The 13,398-nt window shown below is 38.1% G+C and carries 15 protein-coding genes and 1 pseudogene; 3 read left to right on the top strand and 13 right to left on the bottom strand.

The window, feature by feature from the left end; translation table 11 throughout:
* Window positions 1-7 precede the first annotated feature (7 nt).
* Window positions 8-967, top strand: a complete 960-nt coding sequence (locus IAG46_RS04405) for a lytic transglycosylase domain-containing protein (protein ID WP_190809102.1) — start codon at window positions 8-10, stop codon at window positions 965-967.
* 77 nt (window positions 968-1,044) lie between these two features.
* Here the strand turns inward: IAG46_RS04405 and IAG46_RS04400 are convergent.
* The 3 genes and pseudogenes from IAG46_RS04400 to IAG46_RS04390 all read right to left on the bottom strand — a co-directional run.
* A pseudogene (locus tag IAG46_RS04400) lies at window positions 1,045-1,191 on the bottom strand (DUF2892 domain-containing protein); the annotation flags it as partial.
* Between the two features lie 107 nt (window positions 1,192-1,298).
* Entirely contained in the window at window positions 1,299-2,819 is a 1,521-nt protein-coding gene (locus tag IAG46_RS04395) for a hypothetical protein (protein ID WP_190809101.1), read from the bottom strand.
* Between the two features lie 463 nt (window positions 2,820-3,282).
* Window positions 3,283-3,798, bottom strand: coding sequence for a DUF2892 domain-containing protein (locus IAG46_RS04390; protein ID WP_190809100.1), 516 nt, complete (start codon window positions 3,796-3,798; stop codon window positions 3,283-3,285).
* A gap of 168 nt (window positions 3,799-3,966) precedes the next feature.
* Between IAG46_RS04390 and rpmH the strand changes: the two genes are divergently transcribed.
* The gene (gene rpmH, locus IAG46_RS04385; RefSeq protein WP_190809099.1) at window positions 3,967-4,125 is read left to right on the top strand and encodes a 50S ribosomal protein L34; all 159 of its coding nucleotides are present in this window, start codon (window positions 3,967-3,969) and stop codon (window positions 4,123-4,125) included.
* 103 nt (window positions 4,126-4,228) lie between these two features.
* A complete protein-coding gene (carB, locus tag IAG46_RS04380) occupies window positions 4,229-7,081 on the top strand; it encodes a carbamoyl-phosphate synthase large subunit (protein WP_190809098.1) in 2,853 nt (950 codons plus the stop codon).
* An 8-nt stretch (window positions 7,082-7,089) separates the two neighbouring features.
* On the opposite strand, the gene IAG46_RS04375 is transcribed toward carB, so the two are convergent.
* The 10 genes from IAG46_RS04375 to IAG46_RS04330 all read right to left on the bottom strand — a co-directional run bounded on the left by IAG46_RS04375 (window position 7,090) and on the right by IAG46_RS04330 (window position 13,390).
* Window positions 7,090-7,920 (bottom strand): hypothetical protein, encoded by an 831-nt coding sequence (locus IAG46_RS04375; RefSeq protein ID WP_190809097.1) that lies wholly within the window; start codon window positions 7,918-7,920, stop codon window positions 7,090-7,092.
* A gap of 154 nt (window positions 7,921-8,074) precedes the next feature.
* Entirely contained in the window at window positions 8,075-8,908 is an 834-nt protein-coding gene (locus IAG46_RS04370) for a DUF2306 domain-containing protein (RefSeq protein WP_190809096.1), read from the bottom strand.
* 49 nt (window positions 8,909-8,957) lie between these two features.
* Complete coding sequence (locus IAG46_RS04365) at window positions 8,958-9,638, bottom strand: DUF4386 domain-containing protein (protein ID WP_190809095.1); 681 nt, start codon at window positions 9,636-9,638, stop codon at window positions 8,958-8,960.
* A gap of 29 nt (window positions 9,639-9,667) precedes the next feature.
* Window positions 9,668-9,916, bottom strand: coding sequence for a hypothetical protein (locus IAG46_RS04360; protein WP_190809094.1), 249 nt, complete (start codon window positions 9,914-9,916; stop codon window positions 9,668-9,670).
* A 66-nt stretch (window positions 9,917-9,982) separates the two neighbouring features.
* Window positions 9,983-10,540, bottom strand: a complete 558-nt coding sequence (locus tag IAG46_RS04355) for a DUF2807 domain-containing protein (RefSeq protein WP_190809093.1) — start codon at window positions 10,538-10,540, stop codon at window positions 9,983-9,985.
* Window positions 10,527-10,895 (bottom strand): GntR family transcriptional regulator, encoded by a 369-nt coding sequence (locus IAG46_RS04350; protein ID WP_190809092.1) that lies wholly within the window; start codon window positions 10,893-10,895, stop codon window positions 10,527-10,529. Before IAG46_RS04350 ends, IAG46_RS04355 begins: the two co-directional genes overlap by 14 nt.
* Window positions 10,896-10,897: 2 nt before the next feature.
* Window positions 10,898-11,647, bottom strand: a complete 750-nt coding sequence (locus tag IAG46_RS04345) for a hypothetical protein (RefSeq protein ID WP_190809091.1) — start codon at window positions 11,645-11,647, stop codon at window positions 10,898-10,900.
* Entirely contained in the window at window positions 11,634-12,485 is an 852-nt protein-coding gene (locus IAG46_RS04340; RefSeq protein WP_190809090.1) for an ATP-binding cassette domain-containing protein, read from the bottom strand. The genes IAG46_RS04345 and IAG46_RS04340 overlap by 14 nt, the downstream gene beginning before the upstream one ends.
* 224 nt (window positions 12,486-12,709) lie before the next feature.
* On the bottom strand, window positions 12,710-13,186 hold the full coding sequence (locus IAG46_RS04335) for a YHS domain-containing (seleno)protein (protein ID WP_190809089.1): 477 nt from the start codon (window positions 13,184-13,186) through the stop codon (window positions 12,710-12,712).
* Between the two features lie 3 nt (window positions 13,187-13,189).
* Window positions 13,190-13,390 carry a hypothetical protein gene (locus IAG46_RS04330; RefSeq protein ID WP_190809088.1) on the bottom strand — a complete coding sequence of 67 codons (201 nt, stop codon included), beginning with the start codon at window positions 13,388-13,390 and terminating at the stop codon, window positions 13,190-13,192.
* Window positions 13,391-13,398 lie beyond the last annotated feature (8 nt).

Raw genomic sequence — 13,398 nt, 5'->3', positions numbered from 1 at the left:
AATCAGCATGAAACATATAAAAAACATCTTGGCAGGTATCGGATTGATTGTAGTTGTTGGCAGTTTAATTTTTGCCGTTCAATCCAAAGCTACAGATCAGCCGGAAAAATCAGGGGTAATTGAAAAGGATAAGAATGTTTTCAATGGCTATCAAATTAGTGCTATAGAAATTCCACAAGACCTAAACTTTGCAGGTGAACAAGTGCCCTTGGATGACCCTGAAATTTTAGAACGCGTAGACCGTGAATTTTTAGTGAATACCTATTGGCAGTCCAATGCCTTGTTGTTGATGAAGCGTGCCAATAAATATTTTCCGATTATCGAACCCATTTTGGCAAAAAATGGAATTCCAGATGACTTTAAGTATTTGGCTGTGGCTGAAAGTGGATTGCAGAATGCTGTTTCGCCAGCAGGTGCTAGGGGCTTTTGGCAAATCATGAAAACCACAGGAAGAGAATATGGGCTTGAAATAAATTCAAATGTAGATGAACGTTACCATGTTGAGAAAGCAACACAGGTTGCTTGTGATTACCTTAAAAAGTGGAAAGAGCGCTTCGGAAGTTGGACACTTACCGCTGCCGCATATAATGCAGGTCCTAGTGGAATCCGAAAGTATATGAATATTCAGAAGGCAGATGATTACTATGATCTTTTGTTGGGAGAAGAGACTGGTAGATATGTGTTTCGGATTATGGCGATAAAAGAGATTGTCTCCAATCCAGATAAATATGGCTTTAATGTTGAAAAAGGTGATTTCTACAACGCAGTACCCACATTTTCGGTTGAAGTGGACTCTGCCGTAGCAAGTTGGGCGGACTTTGCCAAACTCTATGAAATCAATTATAAGATTCTAAAAAGACACAACCCTTGGTTGCGCGAACCACATTTGAACAATAGTTCAGGTAAAAAATATGTGGTGGAGATTCCGAATAAGGGATACTATCGTGCGACAAGTGCAGGGCAATAAACCTTAAAAATAAAATCTCAAGCATCAAACTCCAAACTTGCTTTTTTGGAATTTGGTGCTTGTAATTTAATCTACAACTAGATTTTCTTCATCTGCTGTTGCATCATTCTGATTTGCTCGGCAAGCATATTGTTTTTGTCTAATTTCTTGGCCTCTTGCAATAACATGGTGGCTTTACGCTTTCTTCGTTTTTGCATAGCAATACCAGCAAGGCTTAATTTTGAATGACCAAACTCCAAAAAGCACATTGGTTAGATTGTGCCCATTTTGTGAAGTTCGAAGAGTTTATCTGAAAATCTTGCCAGAATTAGCTAATGGCACTTCTGAACAGTTAATTCCACCAATAGTCAAAAAGGTCATCAAGACCACTTTTCGTAGGGTTATCAGAATTGGCTCTCATATTTGTTTCCCATTCTTGCCATGATGTAGAGGCATAAACTTGATCCTGAATATATTTGGGAGAGTATCCTGTCACCATATCAAAGGGCTCTGGATTATCTTGGTTTAGGAATCCTCCCTGTTCATCGTCATTCCCTACATTATAGAAATGATCTATCATATCACGGACGATTTTAGTGTAAGAGCCTTGGGCCAAGGGGACTTCGGTGATGCCTGGATAAAACTGAGTGATATAAATTTCTTCTACTCCAAGAGCCCAACTTTCTCTCATATATTCTCCTTCAATGTCATTATCCAAAGATAATATGTAATTCGTTTTTGCATTTTGCCAGTGTGTGTGATGAGCAATTTCATGGGCCGTTGTAGAGAACATAAATTGGTTGAAATTCCTGTGCATGTTACCATAAGTTGAGCTGTTATACAACTCTATAAATGATTTGTGCACTGGTGCAACGGGAATCATCCCGCCTAATAACCCACCACGTTCAGTATCATATACATAAATATCCAATTTCGTACGGAAAATATTCTTTCTTTTATAGGGAGGGGCTAGATTGTACTTATTGTTATGGTACATTTCATAGGCACCCAAAAACGCATGGGCATAATGAATTTCTACCCCTTGATGTATTTCATGATTCCATCTATAAATATTATTCTTAATATCGCTTTTTCCTATTTTTTTTATAATAGAGCCCTTTTCTTTCCCTATTTTGTCTTCTCTACCATTTAATATGTTCATATCATCTGTGCTATATTCATAGCTATAATTAACGTTATTTTTAAAGGTTTTGTGAATCTGGACATAACCATTTTCATCGGTTGTTCCCGTGGCCCATTTTAAACCTCTTTTGGCCTTGATTTTTAATCCCTGAACTCCAATTTGTTCACCAAAATAACTGTCCCAAACGGTAATAAGAGCGGATGGATGAAAAGCGCTACGTGTTTCAAGGGTGTTTCCGGTGTAATCTCTTTCAGCAATTTCTTCCAAGGAGCCCCTAAGCTCTTTGGATATGTTTTCATCATAAAAGGGAACATAAACACTGGTAAGTTTTATTTGTTGATTTTTAGGGATATCTGGTAACCGACTGCCTGGCTTGACCATCATATAGCGCACAATTCTATTATGGAAAATATCAGGAATACGATGGTCGCCAGTAAAGTAGTCTCCACCTTTTTCCATTTCAAAAAGGAAAGGTTCTGCAAAAGATTCTTCTGGAAAATCCTCGATTTCTGATAAATCATTCCAAGTAAGGGCAATAAGGGCAAACAAATCATAATTGGTATGAACTGGGCTTTGAACTGCTGTCAATCGTAAACTTCTAAAGGCCCGGGACATGTTCTCAAGAGTGTAAGGATTCTTCTGCCAAAAAGTACCCATTACCCTATCCTCCGGAGTATATAAGTCGGTTATGAAAATAGGTTTGTTTTCACTATTTTTTCTCTCTTGCATGTTTTGAGTACATGAGATTTGATTGTATTTACAATCTCTATATGTGAATCTGCTGACCTCTTGGATTTCCGATTTGTTAGCTGGAGCTATCATTTCTTTTTCACAGCTTGTCAACATTATTGACCATACGAAAATGAGTGTTACCAAAAAACGATGAATTTTTAACTGTCCTATTTTTGCCATGATTTGTCGGTTTATCGATTAAATTGCCAATGTGAGAATAGAGGGTAATTGCTTTGTTTGAATAATTTCTATTGATCACGCAAAGGCTGTTGAAAACAAATTTGAAGGCTTTAACCAGAAAGTTTGGGCTTAATTGACGGATAGCCCTTTTTGATTGATAAATAGACCGGAAATCCTCCAATCTTAAATAAGTGAGGTAGATATAAACAGTAAAATACCAAAAACCAAAAGTATGAGAGAAATTGGTTTTTGGAATTTGAAAATTGGAACTTAGTTAGAACTAGATCTTCTTCATCTGCTGTTGCATCATCCTGATTTGCTCGGTAAGCATATTGTTTTTATCCAATTTCTTGGCCTCTTGCAACAAGGTTGTAGCTTCGCGCTTTCTCCTTTTTTGCATGGCAATACCGGCAAGGCTTAATTTGGCCATGGCGACATCATAGTCCATGTTTAAACCTAATTTTAAAGCCTTTTTAAAATACTTTTCTGCTTGGGTGAGATTTTTTTGAGAATAGATGATGCCATGCAAGTAGTTGTAATACCCTTGTTGCTTTTTGATTAATGCAGCTTCAGGGTTCTTTATTTTACTCAACCATCTTTGGGTGCCTTCCATATCTTGTTTACGCATGCGCAAAAATGCCAATAGGATCAATTCATTTCTAAAATAAAGGAAAATGAATACCAGGGAAAGGAAAATCAACGCTATGCCATTACCAATATACCCTTCTACAAATTGATATCCAGAATAGGCAAGGATTAAAGCAGCAATGACTAATTTTATATTTTTATGGAACATATTTTGTCGAGATTTTGAGTCAGTTTTAAGAGGAGGCTAAAGTACTAAAAACAATTTTAAATATTTTCTTTTTGCATTTGTCAAAGTAAAAACTCTTCGTATATTTGCGCCCAGAATTTTTCGGGTAGTTTTAACTCCCAATCAACAAATCCATAAAAGAGTTCGGAAATGAAAAGAACGTACCAGCCGTCTAAACGGAAGAGAAGAAACAAGCATGGTTTTAGAGAGCGCATGGCAACTGCCAATGGTAGAAAAGTTCTTGCGAGAAGAAGAGCCAAGGGAAGAACAAAATTATCTGTTTCATCAGAACCGCGTCATAAAAAATAATGACTGTAAATAACTTTTTAATAAAGGTGCTACTTTTCCAAGTTTAGCACCTTTTTTTTGACCTAATTTTGAAAAATTTGTAAACGAGTAACCCTATTTTATAATGCCAAAAAGAAAAGATCTTAAATCGATTTTGATTATTGGTTCTGGCCCGATTATTATTGGCCAGGCCTGTGAGTTCGATTATTCTGGTTCCCAAGCACTTCGCTCACTTCGTGAAGATGGTATTGAAACCACTTTGATCAACAGTAACCCGGCAACAATCATGACAGACCCCAAGATGGCGGATCATGTATATTTAAAACCGTTGACCACAAAATCGATTATTGAGATTTTAAAGAACCATCCCAATATAGATGCGGTACTACCGACTATGGGAGGTCAAACCGCTTTAAATCTATGTATTGAGGCAGATGAAAAGGGCATTTGGGAAGATTTCGGAGTTGAGATTATAGGTGTGGACATCGATGCCATCAACATTACCGAAGATAGGGAGAAGTTCAGGGAGTTGATGTTGAAAATAGGTGTGGGTATGCCACCACAAGCCTCTGCGACCTCTTTCCTTAAAGGAAAAGAAATTGCGCAGGAATTTGGTTTTCCGTTGGTAATCAGGGCCTCGTTCACTTTGGGAGGCGCTGGAGCATCCATTGTATATGACCCTGAAGAATTTGATGATCATTTAAGCCATGGGCTGGAGGTTTCTCCGATTCACGAAGTAATGATAGACAAAGCTTTGATGGGGTGGAAGGAATACGAGTTGGAACTGCTTCGCGATAAAAATGACAATGTCGTCATCATCTGTACCATTGAAAATATGGACCCAATGGGTATCCATACCGGAGATTCCATTACAGTGGCCCCGGCGATGACACTTTCCGATCGTACATTTCAACGCATGCGGGATATGGCCATCCACATGATGCGAAGTATCGGTGATTTTGCGGGGGGCTGTAATGTGCAGTTTGCAGTAAGTCCTGATGAAAAAGAAGACATTATCGCTATTGAAATCAACCCAAGGGTTTCAAGATCTTCTGCTTTGGCCTCAAAGGCAACAGGATATCCCATTGCAAAAATCGCGGCCAAATTGGCTATTGGGTATACCCTGGATGAGCTTGACAATCAAATCACAAAGTCAACATCCGCTTTGTTTGAGCCTACCTTGGATTACGTCATCGTGAAAATCCCGAGATGGAATTTTGATAAGTTTGAAGGCTCAGATAGAACACTTGGACTTCAAATGAAATCGGTTGGGGAAGTTATGGGCATTGGACGTTCATTTCAAGAAGCATTGCATAAAGCGACCCAATCTTTAGAGATAAAACGTAATGGTCTTGGTGCCGATGGAAAGGGATACAAGGATTACGATACCATTATCCAAAAGCTTAAAGTGCCAAGTTGGGATAGGGTTTTTGTGATCTATGATGCAATTCAATTGGGAATTCCATTGTCCAGGATTCATGAGATTACCAAAATTGATATGTGGTTCTTGAAGCAATATGAAGAACTGCATTATTTGGAACAAGAAATTTCAAAGTATACCATAGAAAACCTGTCCAGATCACTGTTGCTAGAAGCAAAACAAAAAGGGTTTGCAGACCGACAGATTGCACATATGTTGGACTGTTATGAAAGTGAGGTCCATACAAAACGTACAGAGCTTGGCGTAAATAGGGTCTACAAACTTGTGGATACTTGCGCAGCAGAGTTCAAGGCCATGACCCCCTATTATTATTCCACATTCGAGGAAGAAATTGAAACTGCAGATGGTAATCGATTTGTAGCCAATGATAGTGAGGTTACTGATAAGAAAAAAATTGTGGTTCTTGGTTCAGGTCCAAACAGAATTGGGCAGGGGATTGAGTTTGACTATTGCTGTGTTCATGGTGTTTTGGCTGCAGCGGAATGCGGTTATGAGACCATAATGATCAATTGCAATCCAGAAACCGTTTCCACGGACTTTGATACTGCGGATAAACTTTATTTTGAACCGGTTTTCTGGGAACATATCTACGATATTATCCGACACGAAAAACCAGAAGGTGTAATTGTTCAGTTGGGCGGGCAAACAGCTTTGAAGCTTGCCGAGAAGTTGGATAAATATGGAATCAATATCATAGGAACAAGCTTTGAGTCTTTGGATTTGGCCGAGGACAGAGGAAGCTTTTCCACACTTTTGAAGGAAAATAATATTCCTTATCCAAGGTTTGGTGTTGCAGAAACAGCTGATGAAGCTTTAGCGCTTTCAGAAGAACTTAACTTCCCACTTTTGGTAAGACCATCCTATGTCTTAGGGGGTCAAGGAATGAAAATTGTGATCAATAAGGAAGAACTGGAAGCCCATGTTGTGGACTTGCTACGAAGTATTCCGAACAACAAATTGCTTTTAGACCACTACTTGGATGGGGCCATTGAAGCTGAAGCTGATGCCATTTGTGATGGAGAAGACGTGTACATCATCGGTATTATGGAGCATATAGAACCTTGCGGTATACATTCAGGGGACTCCAATGCGACGCTGCCTCCATTTAATTTGGGTGAGTTTGTAATGCAGCAAATCAAGGATCATACCCAAAAAATCGCCTTAGCATTAAATACGGTCGGGTTAATCAATATACAGTTCGCCATTAAAGATGATACAGTTTACATTATTGAAGCCAATCCAAGAGCATCCAGAACGGTACCTTTCATAGCCAAAGCATACAAGGAGCCTTATGTGAATTACGCCACCAAAGTAATGTTGGGTGAAAAGAAAGTCAAAGATTTTGACTTTAAACCGCACCTTGATGGATATGCCATAAAACAACCCGTGTTCTCATTCAATAAGTTCCCGAACGTTAATAAAAACCTCGGACCGGAAATGAAAAGTACAGGAGAGAGTATTTTGTTCATCGATAGCCTTAAGGACGACGAGTTCTACAACTTATATTCCCGTAGAAAAATGTATTTGAGCAAGTAGCCTATTTCTCAATCGGCTGTTTGTATGGCATCACAAGTTCCTACAAAGGGAACTCCGTTTGAGCCAAAGGCATAGGTTATCAATCCAACGTACACATTGGAATCAAAAGCTGGTGCATTGCCGGGTAAATTGCCGGTAACATTGTATAGTTTCCAATCATCAGCAGTTGTATCATAGTCCAAGTTTGGAATCTGCCAATGTACCGTTATAGTTCGGTCTTGATTTCCAACTATTCTAATGTCGGCTCTACCGTCGGGTACTATGTTCGCACCGATGTCATTGACGGAAGAATTCCCATCAACTGTATTTTTACCCTCAATGGTAAAATAGGTGTTGCCTCGATGTCCCACAACCACATGGGCAGAATTAAAAGAGTTTAGAGTTTCAACGTGAATTTGGACTCCGGCAAATATATAAAGGGAATTTTCGGGTGTTGGTGCAACTTGCGAATCGTTTAAAGTACCTATTCCAATGTTTCTAGCTATGAATTCAAAAGGAAAAGAGACCAATTTCGCATCTAATCTTCCCTGATCATCATTGAAATGTAACGTCTTATCATTGGTATTATCAGTAAGTTCAGCGCGATATCTCCCATTTTCGCGTGCTACTTCGGGTAATGCTGCCTCATTGTTTACAACAAAGTCAACCAAAGGACCAGTACCGTCAAAACTATCGGTTACAAAAGAGTCGTTTGGAGTATCGTCGGAATCAGAACCCGTTTCATCCTGGGATTGTTCATCGGAATCTCCATCGTTCAAAATGGGTTCCAACGAATCGGAAGAACAACCAAAAAGTAAGAATAGTAGAACCAAAAATACTGAATAAGATATCTTTTTCATAAGTAGGTAAATTTCTGATATATAACGAAATAGAAGAAAGAGAAGTATACCGTTCATCGAAAAGATATAGAAGTCAAGAAGGGGAGTATTCTTAGAAAAGAACATCCCCTTTAAACCTCTTAGAGCAAGTCTACTAGAATTTTTTGCTAGAATGCTAGCTAATTCTTGGCAACCACATGCCCATGGTGGCAGCAAAAGTACCTAAAGTCGTTATGATCGTGAAAATCAACAACGTTAGAGCAGTTAATAGTTTGGGTGTTATTTGTTTTTTACGTTCGGCCATAAAATAGAGTTCTGCGATTGCAAGGGGAATTAGGTATTGAGCAAATCCTAAAAAGACCAAAAAAGGGCCTCGAAATGTTTCTGGATCAAAACCAACAGGACCTTTATTTACGAACAACCAAAACATAAGTCCTACCCTAAAAAACCAAACACCGGCCATAACCAGGAACAACCGAATGGCCCACTTTCGGTGCACATCAAATCTTCGTTTTACAGCATTTTTTAATGCCAAATAGGCAAAAGTCAAAATTAATGCTCCATTTAGGCTTACACTAATATCGCCAACTAGGCCGGAAATGGTTCCTTTGGTGATTACAATATAAATTCCACTTAAACTGATCAAGACTGCAGCGCCCAGATAAAATCTTCCGTTCCATCGATGAAATTTAGGCGCGTATTTTCTTAACTGGGGAATAAACTGGATTGGTCCTCCGATCATTACAATTACCGCAAACAATAGATGGATGGCTACCGCCAAATTTCCCATGGCCTGACCTTCCACATAGCCGTGGGGCAATACTCGGTTCCATCGCATAAAATCGCCATCTATAGCTGCTCCTCCATAAAAGGCGGCCACATAAAAAGCAAAAATCCACTGACCGATTACGGCCACTATAAACCAGAGTTGAACTGAAAAATTCAAGAATGATGAAGGCCAACGTTTATTTGAAATAGCAGGAATTGAGATTTTTGAATTAGAATTCATGATTTTTCGTTTTTTGATTGATGATTGATTGATGAATGAATTGCCGGGTTTATTGAGCTTTGATTTTGGCTGGAGCAAAACCCTTGGCGATGAGCCAGCCCATTAGAATGATCATGTGAAATCCATTTTGACTGAAAAAGTGAAAACTAATATTCAGGTCAAAAATGCTTAGCCAACATGCAACAAATACAATGGAGATTGCTACCATGCCCCAAGCTGATAAAATTCTTGGTACGAGTCTGCTTTTGAACAAAAAATAGTAGAACATAAAAGCGGCAGAGGCATAGAACATGATGCCAAAGAAATGCGCCCAAAAATAATCTTCAATTTTAAGGAACCCTGCAATGGTAAAATAATCCATGTTGCCAGAGTCGGATGCCACAAATTCTTGGCTTAGTGATAGTAATGACAGATGACTGATATTGCTAAAGATGTTTATGGCAAAATAGGTCATCCAGATTCCGAAGAAACCCAAGGCAATTTTATGGTTGAATCTTTTAATCATTGGGAAAAGTATTGTTGCGACTGCTATCCATAGCGCACTTGCGAGCACATCCAAGAGTATTGAAACTCTCATCTCAGTTGCATTTTCGAAGATTTGGGATAAAAAATCAGGTGTGTCGACCAACGAGGTCGATAAGCCCCTAAACATAACTGAGGGGATTCCTGTAAGCATGATCAAAAGCAATAAAAAGCCAATGATTCTTCCGGTTTTTTGATTTGTTTCCATGATTGTTGGTTTTTTGATTGATGATTTATTTAATGATTGTATATTTTCTGTAGGGTAATTTCAAATTGGTTTAGGTGAGCTATTTTTCCTAATCCTTTGTCCAGATTGCTTACCAACAACTGCAAAGCTTTTCTAGTGTCATTATAAGCCCGTTCAGCTTGCTTTTTCTGGTGCTTATTATGATTGAAAATGAGAAAGGCAATAATCGAGATCATTCCAATAATTGGAACTAGCCGGACAATTGGCCTGTTTTGATTTTTATTTCTACTAAATTTCATGACTGTTCGTTTTTGATTGATGATTGATTGATTGATGATGAGTAACTACCTAAGTTCGTTTTTTGATCATTGTTTTTTATTTGAAGCAAGCTCAATTTCTTTGATTTCTCCTTGTAGATTGACAGTGCCTTCGGTGTTATTGATATACTTTACAAAATCGTAGGAGAGATTCAAGTTTGCAGAGCTCTCATCTTTAAATTCAAGATGTAGGTTTTCGCCTGAAATTTGCCCGTTGGTTTCAAAATGGGAACTATCGTTCAATTCAAGACTGTTTAGCGCTGTATGGTCTATATGGATTAAGATGCTATCTTTTTTCTTCAATTTTTCGGATACTTGAATGACCAATTTCTGATTGACCACAAAAGTGCTAACAGAATCAATAATGTATTCCGGAGCTTCCACCACCACTTTGGAGTCCTCGCTTTGGTTAAAAATAACTTTAACCCGATTTTTGGACACTATTCCATTAAAATGGAAAGTTGCTCTGGATTCCGATATGATTTCAACAGCAACTTTATTAGCTTCTGCCTTTTTTACATTGCTATGGACTGATAATTGGAAGACCAGTGTAAAAAAGAGGGCAATACCCAATGCGACTAACAAGATTAGATTACTCTTTTTCATTTTTGTGTTGGTTGTATGCATTCTTTAATTCATCGAAAGGGATATCCAATAAGCTCAGTTTTTTAAAAACATCTGGTAGCATTTGCTCCATGAATTCTTTTCGTTTTATGTTGAGCACTTTGGTGAAACCGTCACTTGCAACAAAATATCCGATGCCTCTTTTGTTATAGATAACCTCAAGGTCTTGTAAATGGTTAAAGGCCCGTATGGCAGTGTTCGGATTTACTTCAACCATCATGGCAACTTCCCTTACGGATGGAATACGTTCTTCTTCTGCCCATCGTTTTACAAGGATGTTTTCGTAGAAAAAATCTACAATCTGTAAATAAATAGGTTTGCTATTGTCAAATTCCATTCCTATACCTCCTTTTCCTTCATTTTAAAATAGGCCACAATGAGCATCAGGGGGCCAAGGAGCAAACCATAAAACCACCTTCCCAAACCTGAAAAATCTGCCGTTGTTTTGTCAAATGCCTCGGATACCAAGGTTTCACCGGAAAACAAACCATGATTATGATTGAATATTCCAAATAGAAAGAAATTGAAAAATGTAAATCCAAGTACCAGAATACCTAGGAACAATAGGGTTTTACCAATTCTATTTTTTCTGAAGGAGATAGCACCTACTAAAAATAGTGGTTGAACCAAAAAGTAAACCTTTAGCACATTCCAGTATTCAATTGAAAAAAGCGACGGAACATTAAAATCAGCATCAAAAATCACTATTCCAAATAGCAAAGCCAAGATTCCCGTAATTATGGCCAAAATAGAATACACAAGGGTATATATTATTGTGGAGGTAAACCACTTGGAAGCAAGTCTCTCAGGAATTGATAAAGGAATGGACAGATATAATTGATTTGTTTTAGCATCATTGAATTCCTTAAAAATAGAGAAGGTGAATAGTACACCCATGGGGATATAAATCAATCCGAAAATTCCAAAAAACTCATCGGTTGACAATTGCTTGTCCCACATCATATTGAAAATACAGAAAAGGAAAATCAAAACAATGCCTACGAGCAGCCCTGTGACAAAAGTGCTCTTGTGGATAGTAATATCGCGACGAATGAACTGCCCAATTCTTGATAAACTAAACTCTTTCATCGTGCTGTGTTTGGTTCATGATTGCATTTATGGTGTCAGGAGCGCTTAAGACTCCATTGAACAATAATTCCAGGTCTACTTCAGTTTCATTTTTATCTAAACGGGGTACAATTGCCTTTCCTCCAAAAGAGGATTCCGAGTAGATAAGTTCTGTAGGATCATTGGATGAGGGTTTTCCAAACCACAGTCCATCCGAGACTTTATGTAAAGGTTGGTCAAAAGCAACTTGGGCATTGTCCAAAATCATTACATGATTGATGAGACTGTGCAAATCTCTCACCTGATGCGTGGAAATTACCACACACTTGTTCTCGTCCACAACGGACGCCATAACTTTTCTAAACTGACTTTTGGAGGGTATATCCAAGCCATTGGTGGGCTCATCCATGAGCAATAGTTTAGTGTTGGTGGCGATTCCAAAAGCGATAAGTACCTTTTTCTTTTGTCCAAAGGACAATTTTGAAATGTTATCGGTAGGGGAGAGCTGAAATTCTTTTACCAACTCATAAAATTGCTTCTGGGAAAATTGAGGATAAAAGCAAGATTGTACTTTTTCAAATGATTGGATGGAAATTGATGGTAATTCAAAATCCTCTGGAACCAAAAATATATGTTGAAGGGATTGCACTTCTCTTTTTCCCATCTCATACCCGTCAAGCAAGCAACTACCATTTTTTGGAAATAGCAATCCGGTCATAATTTTCAACAATGTACTTTTGCCTTCACCGTTTTTTCCAAAAAGTCCATAAATGTTCCCTGCCTCAAAATTCATATTGATGGATTTTAGCACAGAACGGCTTTTAGGGTAATTAAAATTCAAATGTTTAATGGTCAACATTTATAGTGTATTAGATAACTAGAACACTGCAAATGTAAATAAAAATTTGAATTCACCAAATTTTTGGGGATAAGTTTGAAATTAAAACGTTAATTATGAGTGGATTGGAGTGCAGTAGCTCCAATGAGAATAGGGCTTTGACAAAAAATAGTAATGCCAATAAAAAAGCGATCTAGTTGTTATCCAGACCGCTTTGGTATTTAGTTGAGTATTCTATCGTTGTATTATTTCCAGTTGGTTTTGCCTATTTCTAAGTTTTCTTGCACATTAATTTTCCACTCTTGTTTTACATCTTCACTGTCAAAAAGATATAGTTTTTCATCTAGTACCTCAAATACATCTGGATTGGAATTGGCAGTGAATCCCTTACTTACCGCAAAGGCACAAAAACCTCCATACTGAGGAGCATATTTATCTGGGTTATCCTTGAACAAACTTTTGTTTTCCTCTGAAGTAAAATGCCATGTTGCATCTTTCCAATGATACGAATACTTTTCATTTCCTTCCATTGCTTGGTTCGAAACAATGTAGGCTACTGGGTCGTATCCATTTATTGCGGTATCTGAAAATAGAGGTTGGTTCACCTCATTATGTGACCAAGAGAGCGGAGTAATTCTTTTCACTTTGGCAAAGGTGAATACTAGGCCAAGCAGTATTGCTAGGGTGATTCCTATTATTTTTATTGTTTTTCTTTTCATCATGGATTAATTTTTATTCCAAGCAGCATCTGCTTTTTGAACACTATTCGGAAATAGCTTGAACAAAAATTTGGCTACGGGGTTCAAAAAAGTATAAGTTTTACCTTCCTTGATCATGGTGTGTTTTCCATTGGTCTCTGGAGCAGCTTTACCCAAGCTTAATGCAAAGGCACATTTGCCACTGTATTCAAAATTAGTGTTGTCCATGCTCATGT

This window comes from Flagellimonas sp. S3867, from assembly GCF_014698935.1.
Lineage (GTDB): Bacteria > Bacteroidota > Bacteroidia > Flavobacteriales > Flavobacteriaceae > Flagellimonas.
This window is presented reverse-complemented; position numbering and strand designations above follow the sequence as displayed.